The 25760-nt window shown below is 40.5% G+C and carries 19 protein-coding genes; 9 read left to right on the plus strand and 10 right to left on the minus strand.

What is annotated here, in order from left to right; translation table 11 throughout:
- Positions 1-185: 185 nt before the first annotated feature.
- The 4 genes from A7Q09_RS06085 to A7Q09_RS06100 are packed head-to-tail and all read right to left on the minus strand — an operon-like array spanning position 186 to position 4869.
- Positions 186-1211, minus strand: a complete 1026-nt coding sequence (locus tag A7Q09_RS06085; protein WP_244228574.1) for an OmpA family protein — start codon at positions 1209-1211, stop codon at positions 186-188.
- Positions 1211-3574 (minus strand): tetratricopeptide repeat protein, encoded by a 2364-nt coding sequence (locus A7Q09_RS06090; RefSeq protein WP_134390394.1) that lies wholly within the window; start codon positions 3572-3574, stop codon positions 1211-1213. The genes A7Q09_RS06085 and A7Q09_RS06090 overlap by 1 nt, the downstream gene beginning before the upstream one ends.
- 46 nt (positions 3575-3620) lie before the next feature.
- Positions 3621-4049 (minus strand): biopolymer transporter ExbD, encoded by a 429-nt coding sequence (locus A7Q09_RS06095; protein ID WP_039721787.1) that lies wholly within the window; start codon positions 4047-4049, stop codon positions 3621-3623.
- A gap of 25 nt (positions 4050-4074) precedes the next feature.
- Positions 4075-4869 (minus strand): MotA/TolQ/ExbB proton channel family protein, encoded by a 795-nt coding sequence (locus A7Q09_RS06100; protein WP_134390395.1) that lies wholly within the window; start codon positions 4867-4869, stop codon positions 4075-4077.
- Between the two features lie 176 nt (positions 4870-5045).
- Between A7Q09_RS06100 and A7Q09_RS06105 the strand changes: the two genes are divergently transcribed.
- Positions 5046-5618 carry a nucleoside monophosphate kinase gene (locus tag A7Q09_RS06105; protein ID WP_134390425.1) on the plus strand — a complete coding sequence of 191 codons (573 nt, stop codon included), beginning with the start codon at positions 5046-5048 and terminating at the stop codon, positions 5616-5618.
- Position 5619: 1 nt separating this feature from the next.
- On the opposite strand, the gene A7Q09_RS06110 is transcribed toward A7Q09_RS06105, so the two are convergent.
- A complete protein-coding gene (locus A7Q09_RS06110; protein ID WP_134390396.1) occupies positions 5620-6387 on the minus strand; it encodes a glycosyltransferase family 2 protein in 768 nt (255 codons plus the stop codon).
- Positions 6388-6467: 80 nt separating this feature from the next.
- The gene (gene holA / locus A7Q09_RS06115) at positions 6468-7598 is read right to left on the minus strand and encodes a DNA polymerase III subunit delta (protein WP_134390397.1); all 1131 of its coding nucleotides are present in this window, start codon (positions 7596-7598) and stop codon (positions 6468-6470) included.
- Between the two features lie 24 nt (positions 7599-7622).
- Here holA and A7Q09_RS06120 point away from each other — a divergent pair, with 24 nt between their 5' ends.
- The 6 genes from A7Q09_RS06120 to A7Q09_RS06150 all read left to right on the plus strand — a co-directional run bounded on the left by A7Q09_RS06120 (position 7623) and on the right by A7Q09_RS06150 (position 13563).
- A complete protein-coding gene (locus tag A7Q09_RS06120) occupies positions 7623-8132 on the plus strand; it encodes an HIT domain-containing protein (protein ID WP_134390398.1) in 510 nt (169 codons plus the stop codon).
- A gap of 114 nt (positions 8133-8246) precedes the next feature.
- Positions 8247-9125, plus strand: a complete 879-nt coding sequence (gene hisG, locus A7Q09_RS06125) for an ATP phosphoribosyltransferase (protein WP_134390426.1) — start codon at positions 8247-8249, stop codon at positions 9123-9125.
- 412 nt (positions 9126-9537) lie between these two features.
- Positions 9538-10503: a D-alanyl-D-alanine carboxypeptidase family protein gene (locus A7Q09_RS06135; protein WP_134390399.1), complete on the plus strand. Its 966-nt coding sequence runs from the start codon at positions 9538-9540 to the stop codon at positions 10501-10503.
- A gap of 45 nt (positions 10504-10548) precedes the next feature.
- Positions 10549-11355, plus strand: coding sequence for an undecaprenyl-diphosphate phosphatase (locus tag A7Q09_RS06140; protein ID WP_134390400.1), 807 nt, complete (start codon positions 10549-10551; stop codon positions 11353-11355).
- A gap of 421 nt (positions 11356-11776) precedes the next feature.
- The gene (locus tag A7Q09_RS06145; protein ID WP_134390401.1) at positions 11777-12886 is read left to right on the plus strand and encodes a hypothetical protein; all 1110 of its coding nucleotides are present in this window, start codon (positions 11777-11779) and stop codon (positions 12884-12886) included.
- A 14-nt stretch (positions 12887-12900) separates the two neighbouring features.
- The gene (locus A7Q09_RS06150) at positions 12901-13563 is read left to right on the plus strand and encodes a YrhA family protein (protein WP_134390402.1); all 663 of its coding nucleotides are present in this window, start codon (positions 12901-12903) and stop codon (positions 13561-13563) included.
- A 164-nt stretch (positions 13564-13727) separates the two neighbouring features.
- On the opposite strand, the gene A7Q09_RS06155 is transcribed toward A7Q09_RS06150, so the two are convergent.
- Positions 13728-14990 carry a glutamate-5-semialdehyde dehydrogenase gene (locus A7Q09_RS06155; RefSeq protein ID WP_134390403.1) on the minus strand — a complete coding sequence of 421 codons (1263 nt, stop codon included), beginning with the start codon at positions 14988-14990 and terminating at the stop codon, positions 13728-13730.
- Complete coding sequence (gene proB, locus A7Q09_RS06160; RefSeq protein WP_134390404.1) at positions 14950-15759, minus strand: glutamate 5-kinase; 810 nt, start codon at positions 15757-15759, stop codon at positions 14950-14952. The genes A7Q09_RS06155 and proB overlap by 41 nt, the downstream gene beginning before the upstream one ends.
- Positions 15760-15866: 107 nt before the next feature.
- On the opposite strand from proB, the gene A7Q09_RS06165 reads away from it, so the two are divergent.
- Together A7Q09_RS06165 and A7Q09_RS06170 are read left to right on the plus strand one after the other, a co-directional pair.
- On the plus strand, positions 15867-16703 hold the full coding sequence (locus tag A7Q09_RS06165) for an NAD-dependent epimerase/dehydratase family protein (RefSeq protein ID WP_134390405.1): 837 nt from the start codon (positions 15867-15869) through the stop codon (positions 16701-16703).
- Positions 16704-16721: 18 nt separating this feature from the next.
- A complete protein-coding gene (locus A7Q09_RS06170) occupies positions 16722-17612 on the plus strand; it encodes a bifunctional 5,10-methylenetetrahydrofolate dehydrogenase/5,10-methenyltetrahydrofolate cyclohydrolase (protein ID WP_134390406.1) in 891 nt (296 codons plus the stop codon).
- 63 nt (positions 17613-17675) lie between these two features.
- Here A7Q09_RS06170 and rpoC read toward each other — a convergent pair whose 3' ends face one another.
- Together rpoC and rpoB are read right to left on the minus strand one after the other, a co-directional pair.
- Entirely contained in the window at positions 17676-21851 is a 4176-nt protein-coding gene (gene rpoC / locus A7Q09_RS06175; protein ID WP_134390407.1) for a DNA-directed RNA polymerase subunit beta', read from the minus strand.
- A gap of 22 nt (positions 21852-21873) precedes the next feature.
- A complete protein-coding gene (gene rpoB / locus A7Q09_RS06180) occupies positions 21874-25743 on the minus strand; it encodes a DNA-directed RNA polymerase subunit beta (protein WP_134390408.1) in 3870 nt (1289 codons plus the stop codon).
- Positions 25744-25760 lie beyond the last annotated feature (17 nt).

Here is a 25760-nt window from a genome sequence, read left to right on the forward strand (position 1 = left end):
AATATTTTTTTTGGATTTCAATTGTTCTTTTCTGTTCATACATAATTATACTACACATAGCTATAATTTATCGCCTTATATCCCCATGCCTGAAGGCAGGGGCATTACGGCGATGGATGGTAATAGACTTTTACTACTAAAAGCGCAATGGGTGTGGTGAGCCATAAAAGAACAAATTGACTGCCTTATTCTTCAACTAGCGCTCGAATGACTATTTCTACTCTGCGATTTTTTGCCTGTTCTTCAATTGATCCCCTTGGATTAACAATAGGATGACTTTTCCCATACCCAGTAGAATGAAAATTATACATTCCTGCTGGCAGATGAGCTTCTAACCATTGCTGGACAGCAAAGGCTCTTTGTTCGCTTAACTGTAAATTATACATATTATCACCGAATGTGTCCGTATGACCGCCGATTTCAACATCGGCCCGATGGTATTTTTTCAAGATTTCTAGCACTTGGAAAAGAAGTGGTTCCGCATCGGCTTTTATGTTAGCCGAATCGAAGTCAAAGAGGATATCGCTTGGCAAACGCAAAACTACTGGTTGAGGAATCCTTGGATCAAAATTAGCAGCCGCTTTGAACTGTGTTTGAATGTCATCCACCCCTGGTATTCCTTCCCCCCCGCTTGTCCCTGTGGGATGGGTCCCCGCTTGACCAGCTGCACTAGCTCCTGGAATTGGATCGTGTCCAAGACCTGAAGGTAGAATATTATTTGTATTTGGCACACCGAATGAGGAAGGTCCGATTATTAGATGAGAGATCATGGATTGAAGCTGAGATTTAGCATCCTCTTCATAGGGGCTTACGGCCGTAGGGGGTGTCGGAGATAACACCGCGACTTCAGGAGCTCCCCCAGGAACAACCGATGGCATTGGGATCCTAATCGGATTGGCTTGTGTGATGTCTTGAACTAAAGGATTAATAGCCTTGATCTGTTTCGGAGCTTCCAGAGCAGGAATGGGGGTAACCGATGGGCTTTTGGTTTCGGCTCTGGCTTGAAAAATGGAAGCTGGCAACTCAGCTCTTTTTAGATCTATCCTCCTAATGAATTTTTTTGCCGTATAAGGCAAAGAGAAATTTTTAATCCGCAAAGGACCAACTGTTAAAATTAGACCTAAATGCACGATAAGAGAAAGAAGAATAGCTAAGGTAACCGTTTTCCTATCTAAGATTAGGGAAATGGAATCGAATGGTTCTGTTTTCATTAGGCGTCCGGTTTGTACTTCGGGTATTTTTCTTTTAGTTTTTTTTCCCAAAAAGCGGCCTGATCATTATCTCCAGCTTTAGAAAAAGAAAAAGCAGCTTTTTGCATGGCTTTGGGGGTTATAGTATCGTCTTGATAAATCAAACTCAAAGTCGTGTAGGCTTTTGCTGCTTCCCGATAATTTTTTTGGGCCAAATAGTTATCCCCGATAAGCATCCTGGCTTTGGCATTATTTTCTCCTTCAGGTTCCTTTAACAATACCTCTTCTAAGTTTTTCTGTGCATCAACAAACTGCCCTAGAGCAATTTGTGTCTCAGCTAAGCCTAAAAGGACAGGCGAATTGGAAGCGTTTTGAGGATCTGCTTTTTGGAATTCAAGATAATAAGTATTAGCCTCTTTCCAATTCATTAGCTTGCGTTCTGTTTCAGCCAGCTGCCAAAGGCTTGAAATATAGTACTTATCTTTAGATTGAGCAGTTTGAATGACTTTTTTAAAATATAAAACGGCTAAATCGAGTTTCCCTTTTTGTAAAAGTCGAGAAGCTATCCAATAATAAAGTTCTGGTGGAATCGATTCAGCGCCTTTTTTATAATTATCTTCGTAAGATTGGACATAGGAGCAGACTTTCTCAACATCATCTTGGTGATAGGCAATCCAGGCAAGCATCAATGTAGCTGCCAAGTAGAGTTTTTCAGGTTCGGCTTCTCTAGCTAAAGAAAAATACTCAATGGCCGCTTCATACTGTTTATTATCATATTTTGATTGTCCGACAATCCACGCCGCAATCCCACGATAGGAAGAATGTGGATATTCGCTCAAAACTTTCTGCATAGTCTCCGCTGCCAAGCTATTTTCTTTTAGATCGTATGCTAAAATGCCGATTTGCTCAAGGCAACTTTGCCTTTCTGGATCATTTCTTTTAACGGCTCCAAGAGCTTCCTGCCAGTATTTCAATGCCTCCTTCTTTTCCCCAACTTTCTCGAGGACACTCGCCAGATGTATCTTCACATGAACCATTTCTCTCGATTTGGGGTATTCGGTTAAGAACTTTTTAAAAAGCTCGGCTGCCTCACTCCACTTTTCAAGACCATACAAAGAATTAGCGCGCCCAAGCAGAATAGCCTCTTTGGAGACTAAGCCCGAATGAGCTGATTCCAATTTTTCCCATATCGGAAGAGCCAAAGCAAATTTTCCGGTTCTGTTATAGTCTTCTGCTTCCAGATAAAGGAGAGGATAGATATAGGGAGAGGAGGGATATTGTGAGAAAAATTGCTGGGCATTTTTTTCCAACGAACCTTGCTCTAGATAATAATTAGCAACTATTTTTCTATATATAGCCAGATCAACCAACGAGGATTTGGGATAATTGGTAAGAAATACATCAATAATCGAAAGAGCTTTCGAATAGTCTTTAGTCTCTATATAGGCAGTTGATAAATCTAAGAGAATTTTTTCTTTCTGGTTTTCTATAAACCCTTCCTTATGTTTTTCATAAAATTGAATAGCTTCCTTATATCGGTTTTGAGATAAGTAAAATTCAAAAAGACCGCTGTTGGCTATTCTATTCCATTCCGTATAGGGAGGCCCTCCTGAAGCTTGGGTTAAATAATGCTCGGCTTCTTTTGCCTGTCCAGATTTCCAAGCGGCCCAACCACAGCGTGTCAAAGCTTTTGATTTTGTGTGAGGATCTTTACTTTCCTGTAAAACAATGGACCAAAATTCGAAAGCATTTCTCCAATCGAAAATAGATTCATAATAGGTTGCCAATACCGCAGCAGCCTCAACCCTTAGATCTGCGGATTTCTCAACCAATTCCCTGAGTCTACACACTCCTTTTTCTTCTTCACCTATTCGAAGTTGACACAATGCAAGAAGAAAACTAGCAGCATTAGCCGTCTGAGGATCGGCTTTTTCCACAGCTATTTTGAGCGCTCCAGCCGCCTGGGCAAATTGACCTAATTCTGATAATAACTTGCCTTCCCAAAAATAGGCTGTGGGTGCAAAAGCACTTGATGGATCGCTTTGAATAAGCAGTTGATAAATTTTAATTGCATCCTCTTTTCTTCCGATCAGCCGATAGCAATCAGCCATTGAATAAAGTGCTTCAGTTTTTTTCCCTGGAGATAATAACGGCAGTATTCTATAAAATATTTTTATTGCCTCTTCATACTCACCTTGCCTATAAAGAGCTATCGCTCTATCTAAATCAACATCTGCCGTAGGAATGATTTCCACACGCTGAGCCCCCCCTTTCTCAGTACGAGCCAAAAGCATTGCATTCGATATCCAAAAAAGAAAGAGGCTAACAAAGAGAGACAAGCTGATAAGAAGGGGTTTGTTCCAAGATCTTTTACTACATTTCATTCCTTTACATCTTCGGAACTTTTATAAAATTTTAACCATCTTTCTTTTATTGTGAAGAAGTCATATCGGGTCGGTTTGTCGCAAAGGCAATATTCCAGGCATTAACCGCTCGACAAACATCCAACACTTTGATTACTTCTTTGTAACTTGTTTCTTCATCAGCACGAATAATTATTGCTTGATCAGGATATTGCTGAATCACTCCTTTGATAATTTCTTCTAGTTCTTTAGCTGAGACAACCCTATGATTTAAATTGACTTGCCCATCTTTGGTAATATTAATGATTACTTCACCAGGTAACCTCTTGGGTAACTCTCCATTTTTAGCTTTGGGTATTTTCACTTCTAGATCAGCTTCATAGCGGGCTAAATTCCAAGTCAAAAGGAAGAAGGAAAGCAAAAACAAAATTACATCAATCATGGGTGCAAGCTGTAAGCCGATCTGTTCAACTCCTACTCTTTTTCTGAAATTCATACGTTAAGCTTCTCCTCTACCTTCCTTATGCTTCCTTATTTTCTTCACTCGATTCATCCACCTCATAAGATCCAGAAGCAAAAGCTTTGACTTCTGGTACCAGCTTGTTCTGGATTTTCTTGTTCAAAAGGTAAATTTCTTGAACCCATATGACTGACCGCTCTTCAAACACAGAGATTAGATATTGAACCCTTCCCCTAAAAAAAGAATAGAAAAACATGGCCGAAATGCCAACAATCAGTCCAATAGCAGTAGAGACAAGAGCTTGAGATACACCTCCAGCAAGCAGCAGTGTCCGCATTGGCGAAGGCTCGGCAGCAATCGAGCCAAAAGATCTTAATATCCCAATGACCGTTCCAAAAAGACCTAACATTGGAGCGATCACTCCTGCATCCAGTAAATAAAGTATTCTTTGGTTGAGTAATGAGGAAAATCCGCTTCCAAAAGCTTCAGCCACAGAAGTCACCGATTCAAGATCTGCATCTTTATGCTTTGATAAAAAATTCAATACTTCTTTTAAAAGACGGGCACAGCCTTCGGATCGGTTTTTTATTACTTCTGCAACTAAAAGCAGATCCTGTTTCTTAAGGGCATTTTCTATCCGCCTGTCAAGATCCTTTGTCCAAACAGCTGATAGGCGTATAGAAGCAAAATAGTAGAAAATTAAGGCAACAACCAAAAAAGAAATAAAAAAAAGAGGCAGTATAACCCAACCACCCGATTTTAGCAGATCCATAACAGTAACGGGTTTCGACGCTCCCTCTTCTGATAATACAGCTAAAAAAGGAAAAACAAAATCCAACAGATAGGTAATTTTCATAGATAACAACTATTTATACTCGCATAGGCTTTTAGATAATTAAAAAGAAATTCCAAGGAAAAGTCATGAATTCTTTCTTTTTTAGTTTATCAAATAAGATTCCTTTGGCAATCTTGATTGAATATTGAAAAAAGCTAGTTTTTTTTTATTGGCTTTTAAATAAATTGAAAATCAACGTGAAGTACAAATCTCTCTTACTTATTGGAGCCCCAGGTTCTGGAAAAGGAACCCAAGGAAAAATTTTAGGAACGATTCCTGGGTTCTTTCATTTTTCATCTGGAGAGCTTTTTCGGTCCGTGGACACAAATAGTGCTATCGGCAAAACGTTTTTGGAATATTCTTCAAAAGGACTCCTTGTCCCCGATGATATTACTATCCAGCTTTTTAACTCTTATATTGATCAAATGATAGCGGAAGGCAGATTTCGACCGAAAGTGGACTATTTGGTATTAGATGGCCTGCCAAGAAATGTTCGTCAATGGTATATTCTGTCGGAAAAAGTAGAAATTCTTTTTGTCTATCATCTCTACTGCTCAGACCGTAGTATCCTTGTTTCCAGACTGAAAGGTCGAGCTGTTCAGGATCACCGCGTAGACGATACAGAAGAAGTCATCAGAAAGCGTTTCGAGATCTATGAAAGGGAAACAAAACCCCTCCTGCATCTTTTTTCTCCGGCTCAACTTAAAGAAATCGACTGTTCTGCTCTACCCTACCAGGTTTTACGTCGGATCCTAGAACCCTTACCCTGACTTAATTGGGTATCTTTTTAGCTGGATTGATGGCTGGATGGGAGGTAAGCCGGCCTTTAAATTGTCTTTTACAAAACCAGACCATCCCTATCAAATCGATGGTAGCATGAATGGCCCTTTTCCATGAAATTACTTTGCTTTTGCCTGCTCTTCTTGGACGATGGTTTACGGGACATTCACCTACCCTATATCCCATTGCTTGGGCAAGAGCTGGGATAAACCTATGCATGCCATTCCATCCGGGAAGTCTTTTGGCTAATTCAGACCTCATCACTTTCAGCGAACAGCCTGTATCACGCGTGTTATCGCCTAAAAGGGAGGACCGAATTTTGTTGGCTATTTTCGAAGAGATTTTTCTAAACCAACTATCTTTTCTGTCGATCCTTAAACCGGTTATTAAATCTAATCCCTCCTCATTCAGCTTATAATATAATTTTTCCAGATCCTTTGGATCGTTTTGAAGGTCCGCATCCATAAAAGCTACATATCGACCGGAAGCTTGACTGATTCCAAAATACATAGCAGCACTCTGACCACTTCTTTCGGTTAAATCTAGCCAAATTATAGGAAATCTGGGTGTTGCCGCTGGACGCTCATAGCAATCCGTACTAGCATCGTTCACCATGATAATTTCGACATGAAGACCCAAAGCTGGAAGGCATTGGTCAAGCTCGGTCAGCAAAGCTGGAAGATTTTCCGCTTCATTATGAAATGGAATAATTACCGATAGATCTACCGGTTCCGCTCTCTCATTGGATGTCGTCATCATTTTCTATGGCCGCTCGTAGATCTTACCCATGATATCCATGGCTACAATTTTGCTTTCAAATATTAAAGGTAAAAACTGTTTTAAACGGAGTCTTTAGACTTTTCTATTACTTTTTCATAATATATTTTCAGTTTAATAAGTAGCCTTTCAAGTATTCTACCCCTAAGGTCTGGAGAAATATTTCCAGAAATGAGTATTTTATTTGTTTCATAGGTGTGCCGAAGAGCCCATAACCAAAAATCTAAGTCTATGTTTTGGGCTAGTTGCAAATTCTGCCCAAAAGCCCATTGATTCACCAGCTCCCCAGATTTTTTTTGGGGATATAAAAAATAGCCCTCTTCTTTCAAAATAAGCTTCAAATATTTTCCTTTACTTTGAACATCAAGCCAACCGATCTTCAATAAAACCAAACCAAGACAAGCCCAGAAAATCCTTTGGGCTAAAGCAAGGAGGATTCCCATTTCTGAACCTCCCTCTTGCATCAAAATTTGCAATTCCACCAGAGCCAAATCGAATTTTGCGGAAATTACAAGATCACAAAGTCTCCAGATAACTGTTTCTCTTTTCCCACAAAGCAAATTGGAGATCTCTTCAGGTTGAATCTTTCCCTTTTCTCCGAGGAAAAGAGATAACTTTTCAATTTCCATGTCAAGTAACGAACGCTGAGCTCTGGACTCCATTAATAGTTGTTGACCCAAACTTTGATCCGCCTCGATTCCTCTTTGTTCCAACTTCTCCATCACTTCCAATAAAGAGGAGGGATCCAAAGGATCCAGTTTATCAGTTAGTTCCACATGAAAATGAGCCTTTAGCTCTTGAAAAAGCTTCTTTCTTTTGTCGATCGACTCAGCAAGAATGACAACAATGAGCTCATCAAGGGGGGGGTCTTGTAATAAGTTAAAAAATTGACGAATATCCTCCTCTATTCTTTTATCTGCCAACCCATTGGCAGCTAAAAAACTAGCCCCTTTCCAAAAAATAAGTTTCGTTGTTGCAAACAAAGAAGGAGTTAGTATTTCCTCACGCAATCGCTCAAGCAGGGATAATATTTCACTCTGGCTCTCTCCTTCTTCTGCAATGTGAATAATCTCTAGATGAGGATCTTTATCTCTAAAGGATTCAATGAGAGCCCTTGCCTTTTTTTGGGCTTCATAGAAATCCTCGCCACCAAAAATAAAAACTCGACTTTTCGCCACTGCTTTGCTTTTCATAAATCAATAGATACATTTTAAAAAATGGAACATCTTTGGGCTCCTTGGAGAAAAGCTTATTTCGAACGAGACTCTTCGGCTATTGATCATCTTTTTGAAATCATCGCTCAGAGTAGCGATGACGAAAAGAATTTTGTTTTAACAAGAGGAAAAACCACTTTTTCACTGCTCAATCGTTATCCCTACAATACCGCCCATTGTATGGTCGTTCCTTATAGAATAATTAAAAATATCACGGAATTAACTGACACAGAAATGCTAGAATGCTTTCATACTTTAAATAGACTTTGTAAAAGTATTCAGAAGCTTTTTTCTCCTCATGGATTTAATGTGGGCTTAAATGTGGGTGCAGCTGCTGGGGCAGGTATTGAAAGTCATCTTCATTGGCATCTTGTCCCTCGCTGGAAAAATGACACGAATTTCATTACCACCATTGGTAATACCCGTGTCCATCCAGACGATCTTCCAACCGTATACAGACTCCTCAAGGAAGATCTTTCCAAAGATTCCATCGCTCAAGAAGAAATGAAATAGCCCTATGAGTCTTTATTCTCTTTTGTTTCCTTCTTCATTTTGGCCTTACTTATCAAAAAGGCACAAAAAGATCTTTACAAAATCAAAAGATTGGATAGAGTCGAAGCTTTTCCCATGAGTGTTTTGAAATTAAGATTTGGACTACCAAAAGGAAGCTTGGAAGAGGCGACAATCGATCTGTTCGCAAAAGCTGGTTATGTTATCGCTCGGAACAGTCGTGATTATCGGCCTGCTATAGATGATGAGGAGCTAGAAGTAAGACTGGTGAGACCTCAAGAAATTGCTCGATATGTAGAACAGGGTTTTTTGGATTGCGGCATTACAGGCAAAGATTGGATATTAGAGAACCATGCGGATGTCCACATTATTTGTGAACTCAGATATAACAAAACAACATCTGCACCGGTAAAGTGGGTTCTTGCTGTTCACGAAAACTCTCCTATTCAAAAGCCTGCAGATCTCCAAGGTAAGTGGATAGCTACGGAAGCTGTTAATATGGTCAAACAATACTTAAAGAGAATTGGAGTTGAAGCTCATGTGGAATTTTCATGGGGAGCCACAGAAGTAAAAGTACCAGAGTTGGTCGATGCCATTGTCGATATAACAGAAACAGGCTCTTCTCTTAGAGCAAACCATCTACGGATAGTGGATACGATATTAGAAAGCTATCCTCAATTCATCTGTTCCCATGCTGTATGGGAAAACAAGGAAAAAAGAAAAAAACTTACTTCAATGGCTCTTCTCTTACAATCTGCTCTAAATGCGCGGAATAAAGTTGGTTTAAAGATGAATGTACCCAAAGAAAATTTAAATGCGATATTAAAAATTTTACCAGCTCTCCGAAATCCCACTGTATCTCCCTTGGCCGATTGTCAATGGGTAGCAGTGGAAACGATTCTGGATGAAAGCTCAGTAAGGGAACTTGCCCCACGACTAAAAGAACTGGGAGCAGAGGGAATTATAGAATATTCGTTAAACAAAATCATTTACTAACAATTTATTGGACATGGGATCACTTAAAAAACGCCGCAAGGCAAAAATGAACAAACATAAGCGCCGGAAACGAAGGCGTGCAAATAGGCATAAAAAGAGGCTTCGATACAAAGCTTAAATTGGCTTTTCCATTCCAAAGAGAATGATGTCCAGTATTTGCTAGCAAATAGTCGGACTCAAGTGGCAATGAGCAGTGGATTGATTCCAACACGTTGGGATCGAAAGCCACAAAAGGAGTGGAGCTATTCTGGCTAGCCTTCTTAAGAGATGCCTTTTAGAAAAAAAGGTACAAAAACTGATCTGGCCTATCTTGAGTCTCTTTATGCAGGCCGACTCATAAAAGGGTGTCGACCTCTTGCCAGGCTAAAAAATTCTGGACAGCAGCCGATTGTTGTTCTTATAATTTAACATCATGAATTGTTTTTATGTATCTTACAGAAGACCATTACAAAAAATATCCGCTTGCTATTACCTTTCTTTTCCCCAGTTATCCATTTTTTCTTTTTTATCCTTTGTCTTTTTAATTATTGCAATTATTGCCCCTCCTAACCAACTTTTGGCAAGGAGTAGATCGCATCATTCCTATAAAGGAGGGATTAAAGATCTTAGTTACGAGCAAGTCAACTCTCTTGTCCAGGCCAGTGGAGTCCTCCTCTACGATGCTACCTCTCACAAAGTACTTTTTGCAAGAAATGAAGATGTTCCCTATGCCCCTGCTAGTACCACTAAGCTTATGACTGCTTTGGTCGCTTACGATAAAACAGCATTCAAAGGTAGCGTACGGATCAAAAGAGAAGACACACTGGTGCAACCCTCTCATGTTCCTCTTATTGCAGGAGAAATTGTTCCTGTCAGTCAACTAGTAGAAGAACTTCTAATCGGTTCTTGTAATGATGCCGCTTTGGCCCTAGCTAGATATTCTAGTGGCTCCGTTGAGAAATTTGTTGAAGAGATGAATCAAAAAGCGGCTTCTTTAGGCTGTCGGAATACCCATTTTGTTAATCCTCATGGGCTATTTGAACCTGGACAGTACACAACAGCTCAAGATCTTATGCGAATCTTTCAAGCGGCCATAAAGAATCCGATTATTAACCAAATCTGCCAAACCAAAAAAATTCATTTTCAAAATGGAGGGATATCCCGAGTTATGTATAACCATAACCGATTACTGGGCAGTTATATGGGGATGGGACCAGCAAAGACAGGATGGACAAGAATTTCCTTACATACTTATGCAGCTTCCTGTGAAAGAAACGGCCATACTCTTTATCTGACCTTACTGCATAGCCCCGACAAATGGTATGACGCTCGAATCCTATTCGATTATGGATTTTCTCAAACTAAGCCACAATATACCACCATCGAGGAGAAATTCTAAGTCTTTTAAAGAAGCAAAGCCCATGATTTTTAGTTGTCTTTCATTATGAATGACATATGGCAAACTATCCTTTTAGGGATTATCGAGGGGATCAGTGAATTTCTTCCCATATCAAGTACCGGCCATCTCCTTATTGCAGAGCATTGGATGGGAGAAAAATCTGAAACTTTCAACATTTTTATCCAACTTGGAGCTGTCTTGGCCGTTTGTCTTATTTATAAAGAACGGATTTCTAGTTTTTTTTTCTTGTGGAAGAACAAAGATAAAATTCCCTACTTTTTGAAACTCGCTTTAGCTTTCTTCATTACTGCCTTACTTGGATTATGGGTAAAAAAAATGGGATGGGAGCTTCCTAAAGATCTGGGACCAGTAGTCATTGCCATTTTTGGTGGGGCATTTTGGATCTACTTTGTCGAAAAAGTCTCTGGCCGCAATCAATCTTCTGTGGAAGATATAAGCTGGTTAACTGCTATAGCTGTTGGGGCAAGTCAGGTTATGGCAGGGGTTCTACCAGGCTTTTCAAGATCGGCTGCCACCATTCTTATGGCTGTACTCTTCGGAGTGTCACGCCCTGCCGCTACTGAATTTGCTTTTCTGCTAGGAATTCCAACTATGTTTGCCGCAAGCCTCTTTTCTTGGATAGAACAGACTAAATTTTTAAAAGTACCTCCTCCTGACCCTCCTCTCACCCTTTTTCTGGGATTTTTCGTTTCAGCCGTCGTTGCTTTCATTGCTGTCAAGTGGCTACTTTCTTTCATTCAAACACACACATTTATTCCCTTTGTCTGGTATCGAGTTGGACTTGGGCTTGTCCTCTTGGGGAACTTTGCAATGGAATGGAAATCCCATTAAGCATTCTTTAACTCAAAAGAGATTCCAGCCAACAGCGCTCAGGCTCTTACTCTATCTGTAGTAGTTTAGACAGAAATAACTGTGCGCTCTTTAAACGACCCATTGACCGCAAAGAGTAGAGCTAACTCCGTTGCATTGGCTTCTTCTTAAGGAGCCAGGCATGGTGTTTTGGATTTCTACGGACTTATACCCCACACAAACTGCATCTGGCATGCAAACACAGTGGGATAGGGCTCATTTGGGCCTAATAGGGTTCATTCAGTCCATTGAGCAAAGCAAGAGCCTAAGATGTTCTCCATATGAGGAAACTATCAGTAACTTCATATTCCAAGGTATTGCAATTGTGTTTTCAAAAAGGGGTTCTTAAAGAAAAAAAACCCTTTATTTTAGTGCCCTCATCTTATCGACCCACTCCTTTTTTATGAAAAAGAAAAGGAGTCTTTTAAGAGATTCTAATGGGAACATTATTCCCTCAAAAGAGATGGTCTTAAAAGTGGATCGAATGCTTAAAAACCTTGATGGTCTTGCTAGCCCTGCTTCTATACTTCAGGGTTGTCCAGAAGCTCCCGGAATAGTTCTAGAAAAATCGATCGTCACACCACTGGACAGAGAAAGTAAAAATTACAAAAAAATTGTTAAAGAATATGAAAAAATAAGGCCTCAATTCTTAGCAGCCCTTGCGTCTCATCCAGTAGGTAAATCGCTTAGTCTCCTTGCCGTTGGTAAGGAGGGCCTAGAACTTATGAAAAAAGGGAAAGTTCCCAAAAAAAACTTAGGAACCATCCTTGATGAAGATGGTATTCGGCGTAATGCCATAGCTTTTTATAACGTTAAGAGGCTGCGTCAAAGCAGATTGGAAACTATCCAGGATAGTTATAATTGTCATCATATCATTCAGAAAAGTGTCCTGTCCAAAAATCATCCTTCTCCAAATGATCCGTCTAATCTTGTACTTGTTCAAACTTTTAAAAGCAACAATAACCAAATGAATCCCCACCATTTCTGGCATGCCATTTTTCTTCATCCACAAATAAATGGGAACACCCAAACACCACAACCATTTTATGCAGTAAGACCTCTTTTTCCTATTTATCCTCCCATTCAAAAACCGATCCATTCAGTCGAACAGTTGCGTAAAGAATTAAAAATTCTTGATCCACAAGCAACTCTTCCTCTTTCTTGGGAAAATAAAATTGTCGCCTTCTCTCGTCTTATCGGAGAACAGCCATACCAGATTGATCAAAAATATAGAAAAGCTATAAAGCTTTTCCAAAAGATACATTCCAAAGAAAACAAAGAACCTTCAAAAAATCTTCATATAAGAAATCTGGCTGCAAAAGAAGCAAGTTGTTTTGCAAAAGACTGGCTACCTGCAGGCGCCATTATCAATGGGATCAAGCTTCCTTCGAACCATAAACCAAAATTTATATTGCCAATTATTAAAAGTGAAAATAAAATGAAATGGGAAGTGGCATCGTCTAGATTTTATACAAAGGACAATGAACTAAAGAACCAAGCGTTATATCGCTAATCAAAGGCAATGTTATGAAATACCTCGAATATTTAGAAATGGTCAATAAAGAAGAAACCGATGCAGGCTTCGAGCCCTTTAGAGGGAGACCAGAAGAAAAAGTTTTGGCTTATAGAGATCAGGTTAAAGAAAAATACGGTATAGAAATCCCAGAAGATTATCTTGATTTTTTAAAAGTTGCAGATGGTTTTGCCCATAACGGGGTTGTCTTTTTTTCCTCGGACCACGAAAGAGATGAATTTCAAGTGATTCCAGGATTAATATCTGAAAATCTAGCCATTGGGACCTTCGAACAAAACAAGGATTATCTCATATTAGGCTACTCCAATCTTTTCTGGTATGCCTATCATTTCCCCACAAACAAATATCTGGCTTTGGATGAGGAGGATCTCCAGGAAGTAGTCGAATTTAAGGATTTCGATGATATGATGACAAGCGTTTTAAAATATGAAGCTTTAGAAATGACTGACGAAGAAGACGAAGAAGACGAATCCGAAGAAAGTCTCTACACTGAAGAAATTCTCATTGAAGAGTGGGAAGAAGAGGAAGAGGAAGAAGAAATAGATGAGAAAGCAGAAGCGGGCAAAGAAAAATTAAAAGAAGAAGATTCCTCAAAAGAACAAGAAAAGCAAAACAAACAAGAAAAGAAAAATGGCAATGGGAAAGAGCATGGATAAGTTCAAAAAAATCCGCTAAGCCTTTAAGTTAAGAATACAGCTTGAATTAAAACTTGCCTTTCAATAGAAACAATGGCTATTCTACCCATCAAGACAGTAGAGTAAGAAGCCAACGCGTATATTTTTTTGTTTTGCTAGTATAATGCTTTTATTTCACTAGTCATTCAGTTTCGAACCTGACCATTTCCATAAATAATATACTTATAAGAAGTAAGCTCTTTCAGCCCCATGGGACCTCGAGCGTGGATTTTGTCTGTGCTGATACCTATTTCGGCGCCAAATCCAAATTCAAATCCATCGGTAAAACGGGTAGAAGCGTTCCAGTAAACTGCAGCCGAATCGATTTTGTGTAAAAAAGCCTCTGCTGCAGCAGGGTCTTCGGTTACAATCGCATCGGAATGATTAGACCCATATTTATGAATGTGATTGATGGCTTCATCAAGATTGCTAACAATCTTTATCGATAAAATAAGATCCAGATACTCTGTGGACCAGTCCTCTTCCCTAGCAGTACTTATTCGATCTCCCATTATGTGAAGGCATTTTTCATCACCACGAATTTCCACTCCTCTATTTTGCAGTTCCCGGACAATCAAGGGAAGAAAATCCGAAGCAATTTTTTCATCCACCAAAAGCGTCTCCATAGCATTACAGACAGCCGGCCTTTGACATTTAGCGTTCAAGACAATGTCCAAGGCTTTTTTAAAGGAAGCTTCGCTATGAACATAAACATGACAGATCCCCTGATAATGCTTAATGACCGGTACCTTTGCATTGTTCATCACCGTTTCAATCAATCCTTTTCCTCCTCTGGGTATCAGCAGATCGATGAAATCTCTTTGTGCGCAGAGAATGGGGATAGATCGCCGATCGGTTGTGGGAATGAGAATGACAGCCTCTTCTACAATATTCGTTTTCCTAAGTCCTTCGCGTATAGCAGTAACAAGTTCCTTATTTGTGTTAAAAGCTTCCGTACCTCCTCTAAGAATAGCTACATTGCCTGATTTCAAACATAAGGCTGCAGAATCAACAGTGACATTAGGTCTTGATTCATAAATGATTCCAATGACTCCAATTGGAACTCTCACTTTTTTAATCAACATTCCATTAGGCCTTTTCCATTGCTCGATAATTTCTCCAATTGGGCAAGGAAGCAACACTATGTCTTCCAAGGATTTTATAAGGGCTGAAAACCTTTTTTCCCCAAGAAAAAGTCTGTCTATGATCGCCTCGGAAAGACCCATAATTTTTGCCTTTTCAATATCCCTATCGTTAGCAGCAAGAATGGCTGTCTTTCTTGTCTGAAGTTCTTCTCCTATAGCAATTAAAGCTTGATTAATCTTTTTAGAAGAAAGCTCAGACATTAAGCGACTTGCCTCTTTGGCCTTACGGCAAAGACCTTGAATTTGTTCTGAGAGTTCTTTCATTTTTTTTCGTTTCAAAAATTGTGCCCAATGGCTCTCCATTATAAATGCGCACTAAAACATTTTTTTCCCTTCCATCAGCAATCTGTGTTAGAATGCCACTTGCTTGAGCTATTTTAGCAGCTTCAATTTTTGTTATCATCCCTCCCACCGATCTCTCACTTCTGGTTCCTTCTGCTAGCTTTTCAATCGTGCTGTCGATTTCTTCCACATAGGAAATCATTTTGTTTTTTCCATTTCTGCAATCCATCAGTCCTGCAACGTTGGACAGAATAATCAGCCTTTGGGCTTCTGCTAAAACTGCAATATGAGAAGAAAGCCGATCGTTGTCCCCAAACCGAATTTCTTCGTAAGAAACACAATCGTTTTCATTAATGATAGGGATAATGGTTTTCTTGAGCAATAAATTCTCTAAAAGTTTCTGAATATTCTTACGTAAAGAAAGACTATCTAGATCAAAGTATGTCACAAGGAGTTGGGCCACATGAAACCCATGAGCTGAAAACAGTTGTTTATAATAATGCATGAGATAAGGTTGACCTAAAGTGGAACATGTCTGAAGTTCCTCAATACTCTCCGGTCTTTTGGAATAACCTAGAATATCCATTCCACAGCTTATAGCCCCAGAGCTGACAATAATCACATCAATATTTTTCTTTTTAATTTCTATGAGCTGCTGTGTAAGATTCTCCATTTGAGGCAAATCAAGAGAACCTTCCCTAGTGCTCAACACTCCTGTTCCTAACTTGATCACCCATCTTTCTGGTTTCATGTCTTAAACTATGAAATAATTTAGGATAGCAGAAAAAAGGCAATAGAAAATAATAAAACGGACATTTTCTCTCTCTATTTTCTTATTAAACTATACTAAAAAAACAAATGGATCATCCAGTATTAATCATTGGCTGTGGTTATATAGGAACATTAGTAGCTAGAAGCTTACAACAGAAGAATCAAGAGGTTATCGGCTTGGTAAAAAGCCAGGAGAGTAAAAACCGTTTGCAACAGCTTGGAATTCCCGCAGTGGCTTTAGACATTACCAATCATGATTCTCTAAATTCTCTGTCCAAAATCTCAGCCGTCATTTTTTCTGCTTCTTCAAATAGAGCTGAGCCTTTAGCATTTGAAAAAATCTTTTCGATTGGACTCGACAATGCCTTGAGCATAGCCAAAAATTGCCCTTTCCTATTAGTCTCTTCTACCTCAGTCTATACGCATACAGAAGGCCAGTGGGTAGATGAAGAGTCTCCGGCAACTCCTGCAACTTCCTCTGGAAAAATTTTAAAAAAAGCTGAAGAAAAAGTTTTAGACAGAGGCGGTACCGTTTTAAGAGCATCCGGAATTTATGGGCCTCAAAGAGTTTACCGGATCACTGGATTGCTACAAAATACCGTTCGGATCGATCCCCGAAAAAAATGGATCAATCAGATCCATGGACAGGATTTAGCAACTGCAATTGTGCATTTTTTAACTATTCCTGGCCTATTTAATATCACTGATGACCTTCCCACCCTCGAGGAAGATTTTTTTCACTGGCTATGTCAAAGGTTTGAGCTTCCCCTCCCCCCTATTGAACCCAAAGCGCCTCATCCCAAGAGAGGATATTCCAATAAAAGGGTCTCCAATAAAAAAGCTAAAACTTTTGGTTTTATGCTTGATTTCCCGACCTTTCAGGAAGGATATTCTGAACTCATTAAATTTTTTAAAACCCATTGATTGATTAGGATAGCTGCAATGAAAGAAGCCAATTTGCTGGACGGTAGACTAGTGGCACAACAGATTCATAGAGAAACAATGGAAGTTGTTAAGAAGTTGCTACAACGTGGAGTTCAACCTTCTGTCGTTTTTATAAGAGCTGGCCAGTTCCCACCATCTGAACTTTATGTCAGAATGAAACAGAAGAAAGCTCAAGAACTTGGGATCAAATCCGAAGTCATTTCTTTTGCTGAGGATGTATCACAAAACGAAGTCTTAGAGAAACTCTATCAATTAAATCAAGATCCTTCCATCCACGGCATACTTGTTCAACTTCCACTTCCCAGACATCTTTCTGAGAAAGAAATAGCTCTTGCTATCGATCCCAAAAAGGACATTGATGGATTTCATCCTATGAACCTTGGGAAAATGCTCCTTGGAGAAAAAGACTGCTTTTATCCCTGCACTCCATTGGGTATTCAAGAACTGTTGAAGCGCTACCACATTGAGATCGAAGGAAAAGAAGTGGTTATCCTTGGAAGAAGCAATATTGTTGGAAAACCGATGGCAGCTCTACTCCTCCAAAAATCGAAGTATGCGAATGCAACGGTGACTATTGTCCATTCCTTCAGTCAAAACATCAAAGAACATTGTCAAAGAGCTGATATCCTGATAGCCGCAATGGGAAAAGCGCGGTTTGTGACAAAAGATTTTGTTAAAGCTGGCGCAGTGGTTGTTGATGTTGGAGTTAGCAGGGTGGCTGATGCTTCCTCACATAAGGGATTTAAGATTGTTGGAGATGTTGATTTTGATGAAATAAAAAAAATAGCCTCCTGGATTACGCCAAATCCAGGAGGAGTTGGTCCCATGACCATAGCAATGCTTTTATCCAATACCGTTAAAGCCGCTGAACTTTCTCTCTTTTCATAATTTCCCAATTTTTGTTTCTGCAATATCTTGCATTTTATTCCTGAGCTCTCAATTCGAGACCCCTTATGTTCCAGCCTGAGGAATCCATTTTTCTTCTAGAGTATTACCTTCTTCTCCATTTTCAGAAGACTTCTGCTCCTTTTGTTCTTCTTTGCTTTCAGCAGGTCTGAGCTCCACCAACCGAATATTCCTATACGCTCTGAATCCAGTACCTGAAGGAATTAAATTCCCCATAATGATGTTTTCCTTAAAGCCTTTGAGAGGATCAACTTTTCCAAGGGTAGCCGCATCCGTTAAAACCCTTGTCGTATCCTGAAAGCTGGCAGCCGCTATGAAGCTATCCGTGTCCAAGGAAGATTTGGTAATTCCAAGAAGGACTGGTACCCCAACAGCGGGCTTGCCTCCCTTAGCTTCAACGATTCTATTTTCTTCTTCAAATTTTAATCGGTCGACCTGTTCTTCCCACAAGAAAGAAGTATCCCCGGAATCAAGAATTTTTACCTTTTTAAGCATCTGTTTGATGATAATCTCAATATGCTTGTCATTGATCTCGACTCCTTGTAGTCTATACACCTCTTGCACTTCATGTAGTAGGTATTCCTGTAATTCCTGAATGCCGCATACTTCGAGAAGTTCTTGGAGCACAATTGGCCCTTCTGTTAATTGCTGACCCTTTTTAACAACATCTCCCTTATAAACAATCAAATGTTTAGAAAGGGGAATCAGATGCTCTTCTTCTATCCCCGTTTCTACATCCCTAATCAATATTCTTCTTTTGCCACGGATAATTCCTCCATCTTCCACAATCCCATCTATTTTGGCAATCTCGGCAGAATCTTTGGGTTTTCTTGCTTCAAAAAGCTCTGCAACTCGAGGTAACCCTCCAGTTATATCCTTTGTTTGAACCATCTTTCTAGGAGTTCTAGCTATTCTTTGTCCAGCTACGACCTTATCTCCTGGCTTCACTTCGATTCTTGCTCCCGCGGGAATACCATAAAAAGCAATAACTTCTCGTGTGTTTTCGTCCAAGATGAGTAACTGAGGATGAAGATCATGTTTGTGCTCAATGACAATCGTGCTAATTTGTTTGGTCGTTTCATCCAACTCCTTTTTCACAGTTACCCCTTCAATGATATCCCTAAATTCAACAATGCCCCCTTTCTCCGTCAAAATTGGAACATTATAAGGATCCCATTGAACAAAAACCTGTCCTTTTTTCACCGTTTCTCCATCTGGAATCAAAATAATCGATCCAACAATGACCGTATGTCTTTCCAATTCTCTCCCTGAGGGATCCAGAACAGCAAGATAACCGCTTTTACTTAACACTATGAAATGGTTTTCAGCTGTTTTAACTGTCCGAAGATCAATGTACTGGACGATGCCATCGTTTCGAGCTCGAATCTGAGGTTGTTTGAAAACCTGAGAGGCAGTTCCTCCAATATGAAAGGTCCGCATGGTCAGCTGTGTACCTGGTTCTCCAATAGATTGAGCAGCAATCACTCCCACTGACTCACCAAGCTTTGTCATTTTATTTGTAGCCAGATTCAACCCATAACACATAGCACAAACGCCCCACTTGTTTTCGCAGGTCAAGACCGAACGAATTTTGACTTTTTCTACTCCAGCCTCTTCTATCTCTTTAGCTTTCCTTTCATCGATGAGTTCTCCAGGTTGGATGATTTTCTTGCCGGTCATTGGATCGAAGATTTCATCACAACACACCCTTCCATAAATCCTTTCGGATAATTTCACAATTTCTTCATCCCCCTCATAAATCGCTTTGACGATTATTCCCTTATTTGTCCCACAATCTTCAGCAGTAATCACCACGTCTTGGGCAACATCATGCAATTTTCTTGTCAAATAGCCCGCATCAGCCGTTTTTAAAGCAGTGTCAGCAAGTCCTTTCCTTGCCCCATGAGTACTGATAAAATATTCCAAGACAGAAAGTCCTTCTCTGAAATTTGAAATGATGGGTCTTTCTATAATTTCCCCGGAGGGCTTGGCCATGAGGCCTCTCATTCCAGCAAGTTGTCTGACCTGTTGCCTATTCCCTCTGGCTCCCGAATCCACCATAAGATAAAGAGGATTGTACTCCGGCCTTCCTAGATTATTCTCCAATGTCTTGTAGATCACACTAGAAATTTCTTCAGTAGCTTGTGTCCAGATATCTACAATTTTATTATATCTTTCTCCATCAGTTATAGCCCCAGATCTGTATTGCCGTTCCACAACATTGACCATCTCATAAGCTTTTGCAATGATCCTGGATTTCTCAGTGGGGACAATCATATCATCCATTCCAATGGAAATGCCAGCTTTTGTCGCTTCAGAAAAGCCTAGTTGCTTGAGCTGATCAAGGCATTGAACCGTTTTCTCTCTGCCAACCTTTTGATAGCACTTTAGGATGATTTCTCCAAGCTGCTTTTTACCAGCAGGCTTATTGTAAAAGCCCAGTTCTTCAGGCCATATTTGATTAAAAATGACTCTTCCAGGAGTGGTCTCAATAACCTTTTTGTTTTTATCCCCAAAAATCGTCTCTTTTCCATAATCTGGATTTTTAAGAAAAATGAGATCATGTAGCTGCAAATTTCCTTCATTGTAAGCAAAGATGACTTCCAAAGGATCGGAAAATAGCGGCTTTCTTTTTTGTTCCTGAGCTTTGATCTTCAAGGGAGCTTGCGTTATGTAGTAACAACCAAGCGTTATATCTTGGGTTGGCGTAGTGATCGGCTTGCCGCAGGAAGGCGAAAAGATGTTCAATGGAGCAAGCATTAAAAGTCGAGCCTCCAACTGAGCTTCTATGGAAAGTGGAACATGGACTGCCATCTGATCCCCATCAAAATCGGCATTGTAGGCGGTACAAACCAAAGGATGAATACGAATTGCATCGCCTTCGATAAGGATCGGTTCAAATGCTTGAATAGAAAGCCTATGCAATGTAGGAGCCCTGTTTAAAAGAACTAAGTGTCCGGCAGTTACTTGTTCAAGTACGTCCCATACCAGTGGATCTTGTTTTTCAATCATCTTCTTGGCCGTTCGCACCGTATGGACATGCCCCAGCTCTCTGAGTCTTCTAATCATAAAAGGCTCAAAAAGAACAAGAGCCATTTTTTTTGGAAGGCCGCACTGGTGGAGCTTTAACTCTGGGCCGATAACAATGACCGATCGACCGCTGTAATCCACTCGCTTGCCTAACAGATTCATCCGGAACCGTCCCGTTTTTCCCTGAAGCATATCCGATAAGGATTTTAGTGGCCGATTCCCCGCCCCAGTTACAGCCCTTCCATGCCTACCATTATCCAAGAGGGCATCTACAGCCTCCTGCAACATCCGTTTCTCATTTCTGATAATCACATCAGGGGTTTTCAACTGCAGAAGGGTTCGCAACCTGTTATTTCGATTGATGACCCTGCGGTAAAGATCGTTCAAATCTGAAGTGGCAAATCTTCCTCCTTCAAGAGGAACTAAAGGCCTTAAATCTGGAGGGATCACAGGCAGCACCTCCAATATCATCCATTCAGGCCTCGTTTCCGAGCTTATAAGTCCTTGAACTAGTTTCAGCCTTTTCGAAAGCTTTTTTTTAAGTTGTTTGCTCCTCGTTCCTTCAATCGCTCTGGAAAGATCATTCGCAAGGGATTCTAAATTGATTTGCTTTAAAACATCTCTTACAGCTTCAGCTCCCATTTTCGCCACAAAGGAACCCTCCCCGTATTGCGCCAATGCGTCTCGATACTCCTGTTCGGAAAGCAGCTGTTTGAACTTCAAAGGCGTTTTTCCTGGATCTACCACAAGATAATCTTCATAATAAATCACCCGCTCAAGATCCTTTGCGGTCATATCCATCATTAAACCTAGTCGACTAGGCATGCATTTTAAAAACCATATATGAGAAACAGGCACAGCAAGACGAATATGCCCCATCCGCTCTCTTCTTACCCTTGATAAAGTCACTTCTACGCCACATCTATCACAAATAACCCCCTTATATTTGATTCTTTTGTACTTCCCACACGCACATTCCCAATCTTTTGTTGGTCCAAAAATCCTTTCGCAAAACAATCCCCCTTTTTCGGGTTTAAAGGTCCGATAATTAATAGTTTCCGGGTTGCGTACTTCTCCCTTACTCCATGATTCGATCGTTTCAGGGGAAGCAATTGAAATTCTTACCTCATCAAATCCTATTGTTTTTTGAAAACCAAGCACCTGGCGAGCTGTTAAATTATTTGCTTCCATATCGTCTTACTCCTTCTTTATTTTAAGCTGCTTCACCCCCATTCAAGGCTTTCGAAGAGGTTGGCTTCATAGGTAAGCCAAAGGAATCCGATCGCTGGCCGATGGTGACTTCAAGACACAACCCTTGCATTTCTTTGACAAGCACATTAAAAGATTCTGGTGTTGTGGTCTCTAAGTAATTTTCCCCTTTAACAATGCTCTCATAAATTCTTGTTCGACCTTGCACGTCGTCTGATTTAACCGTTAACAACTCCTGCAAGACATAAGCCGCGCCATAGGCTTCCATTGCCCAAACTTCCATTTCCCCAAACCGTTGGCCACCATACTGCGCTTTGCCTCCCAAAGGCTGTTGCGTTACTAGCGAATAAGGTCCAACAGCACGGGCATGGATTTTATCAGCAACCATATGATTGAGTTTCATCATGTAGATCACTCCCACAACCACTCTCTGATTAAACCGTTCTCCCGTTCGACCGTCATAAAGGATGCTTTTCCCATCTTCATCCATACCCGCCTTCACCAAAAATTCCCGTATTTTCTCTTCTTTAACCCCATCAAAGACAGGAGTGGCCACATTGAACCCCAATTTCTTTGCAGCTATCCCAAGATGGGTTTCAAGCACTTGCCCTACATTCATTCGAGAAGGAACTCCCAGCGGATTAAGAACAATATCCACAGGGGTACCATCGGGCAGATAGGGCATATCTTCTACGGGAACAATTTTTGAAACAACTCCCTTATTCCCATGCCTTCCAGCCATTTTGTCTCCCACCGAAAGCTTTCTTTTGTTAGCAATAAATACTTTTACCTGCTTGATGATCCCTGGTTCTGTATCTTCCCCACTTTCTATTTGATCAAGTTCTAACTCTCTATCGTTTCTTAGTTGTTCAAATTTGGCTTCAAAATTGCCAATAATATCAAAGATCTTGGAACGGATGGGGCTTGGATCAATCTCAATCTTATCGTAGGCTTGAGCCATTTTCCTTAAAAGCACCTTCGTGATTTTCCGGTTAGCAGGGATAATAATTTCTCCCGTCTCCACATTCACCACATCCAGTGGAATTTTCTCATTCAGTAAAATATTGGAAAGAGCCTGCGTCAGTTCTTCTCGAAGCTCTTCTTCTTTTTTATCATATCTTTCTTCGATCTCTTTGATTTTCTGTTTGGCTTCCGAAGCACTTATCTTTTCTTTTCTCACCCGAGCGGTCCCTGAACTGACTCGTACATCCATTACAATGCCATAAGTGCCCGAAGGGACCCTCAAAGAAGAATCTTTGACATCAGCAGCTTTTTCCCCAAAAATGGCTCTTAAAAGCCTTTCTTCCGGTGCCAGTTCGGTTTCGCTTTTAGGTGTTATTTTCCCTACGAGGATATCCCCAGGTTTAACTTCCGCACCAACTCGAATGATTCCATCAGGCCCAAGGTTTTTTAGTGCCTCATCTCCTACGTTAGGAATATCTCTAGTGATTTCTTCTGGTCCCAATTTCGTATCCCGAGCCACAATTTCAAATTCATCGATATAAATACTTGTAAAAAGGTCTTCTTTAACAATCCTTTCTGAAACAATGATAGCATCCTCAAAATTATACCCATTCCAAGGCATAAAGGCCACAAGCAGATTTCTTCCCAGAGCAAGTTCTCCATTCTGCGTACTTGGACCATCGGCTAGAATATCTCCTTTTTTAACCACCTGTCCTTTTTTGACAATGGGCTTTTGATTGATACAAGTCCCAGCATTGGATCGCATGAACTTATTGAGCTTATATATGCCAACTTCCTTTTCAGAACCTTGTTTGATTTTCTTTTTCTTAAGATCGGCAAGAGATCCAGTCGGCGTCACAATGATTTCATTTCCCGTAACTGATGCTACCACGCCATCTGTTTCACTAACCACTACAGCTTGAATGTCCCTAGCGACTCTTTCCTCAATACCTGTACCCACAATCGGTGCTTCAGGTTGGATGAGCGGAACAGCCTGCCGTTGCATATTAGAACCCATGAGTGCCCGATTCGCATCATCATGTTCAAGAAATGGAATGAGCCCTGCAGCTATGGAAACTATCTGCTTGGGCGAGACATCCATGTATTCTACTTTTTCTCGTTCCACTTCCATAAACTCTCTGCGAAAGCGGACAGCAACCCGCTGATCTAATATCATTCCATCATCAGAAACCGCCGTATTGGCCATGGCTATCACGTAATTTTCTTCCTGATCCGCTGTAAGATAAACGATTTCATTGGTTACCTTGCCATTAACAACCTTACGATAAGGCGTTTCCAAAATGCCGTATTCATTAAAGCGGCTGTAAGAAGCCATTGTGGCAATAAGCCCAATATTGGGTCCTTCTGGAGTTTCGATAGGACAAATCCTTCCATAATGGGAAGGGTGCACATCTCTGACCTCGAAACCGGCTCGTTCTCTTGACAAGCCCCCTGGACCTAAAGCCGAAAGCCTTCTCTTATGAGTCAGCTCTGAAAGAGGATTAATTTGATCCATCAACTGAGAAAGCTGGCTGCGAGCAAAAAAATCTCTTATTGTAGCCGATAACGCCTTAGGATTAATCAATTTTTGAGGAGTCATTCCTTCCGTATTGACATCAAAAAGCGTCATCCGTTCCTTGACGAGTCTTTCGGTTCGAGCTAGTCCCATTCGACACTGATTGGCTACAAGCTCACCAACCGCACGAACGCGCCTGCTCCCTAAATGATCAATATCATCCGTAATCCCTTCCCCTTTTTTAAGTTTTATTAAATAGCGGGTAGCAGCCACAAGATCTTCCCAAGTCAATATGCGAATCTCTGGGTCTACTTGGATGTTCAATTTTTGATTGAGTTTATACCTCCCAACCCTTCCTAAATCATATCTTTTTGGATCCAATAGAAGCCTTTTCAAAAGGAGCTTTGCATTCGATTCAGTTGGCGGGTCTCCAGGCCGCAGCCTTCTATATATTTCTTTTAAAGCCTCAATTGGATCTTTCGTTGGATCTTTCTTTATACACTTAATCAGCGTATCATCATATTGTACATCGACAACCTGAATCGTCTTAATGCCCAAATCTAACAGCTGCCGAACCACACTTCTTGTTACTGGCTCATAAGCCCTAGCCAAAACCACCTCTGGGTTATTGGGATCTCGCACTTCGTTAACGAGCACTTTGGTGGCAACTTTTTCTTCTTCAATACCCTCAGAAAGATTGATTTCCTCAACTGTGTAAAAAAGTCTGATAATTTCTTCATCTCCACCTGTCCCCAAGGGAGATGAGCTCCCAGACAATGCAGCGGCAAGGGCTCGTAACAAGGTCGTAATAAGAAATTTTCTTCTCTTTTTCCTTCTGTCCAAGTAGACATAAAGCAGATCGTTGGAATCAAAGGCAACTTCAAGCCAACTGCCTCTGTCAGGAATGATCCGAAAGGAATAAAGCGTCTTTCCGTTACTGTGAAAAGAAGATTCAAAACAGATCCCAGGAGATCTATGCAATTGGTTGACTATTACCCTTTCAGCCCCATTAATGATGAAACTTCCCTGAGGAGTCATCATCGGTAACTCACCCATATAAACCTTCTCTTCCTTTACCCCTTCCTCATCTTTAAGTCGAAACGTAACATGCAAAGGGGCTGCATAAGTTTTTCCATCCCGCAGACAATCAATGGGACTAAATTTAGGGTCGCCAATTTCGTAATTGACATACTCCAGCCTGACTTTCCCATCGTAACTTTCTATCGGAAAAACTTCCTGAAAAACTCCATGCAACCCCTCAGGTTTCCTATCCTGTGGAGCTACCGAGAGTTGGAGAAAATCGGCATAAGATTTTGTTTGATGTTCAATAAGATTAGGCAAACTCAATCCTTCCCGAATTTTTCCAAAATTGATTCTCTGCATTTTCTGATTCATATCCTAAGCCCCACAAT

It is taken from the genome of Methylacidiphilum sp. Yel (assembly GCF_004421185.1).
Lineage (GTDB): Bacteria > Verrucomicrobiota > Verrucomicrobiia > Methylacidiphilales > Methylacidiphilaceae > Methylacidiphilum.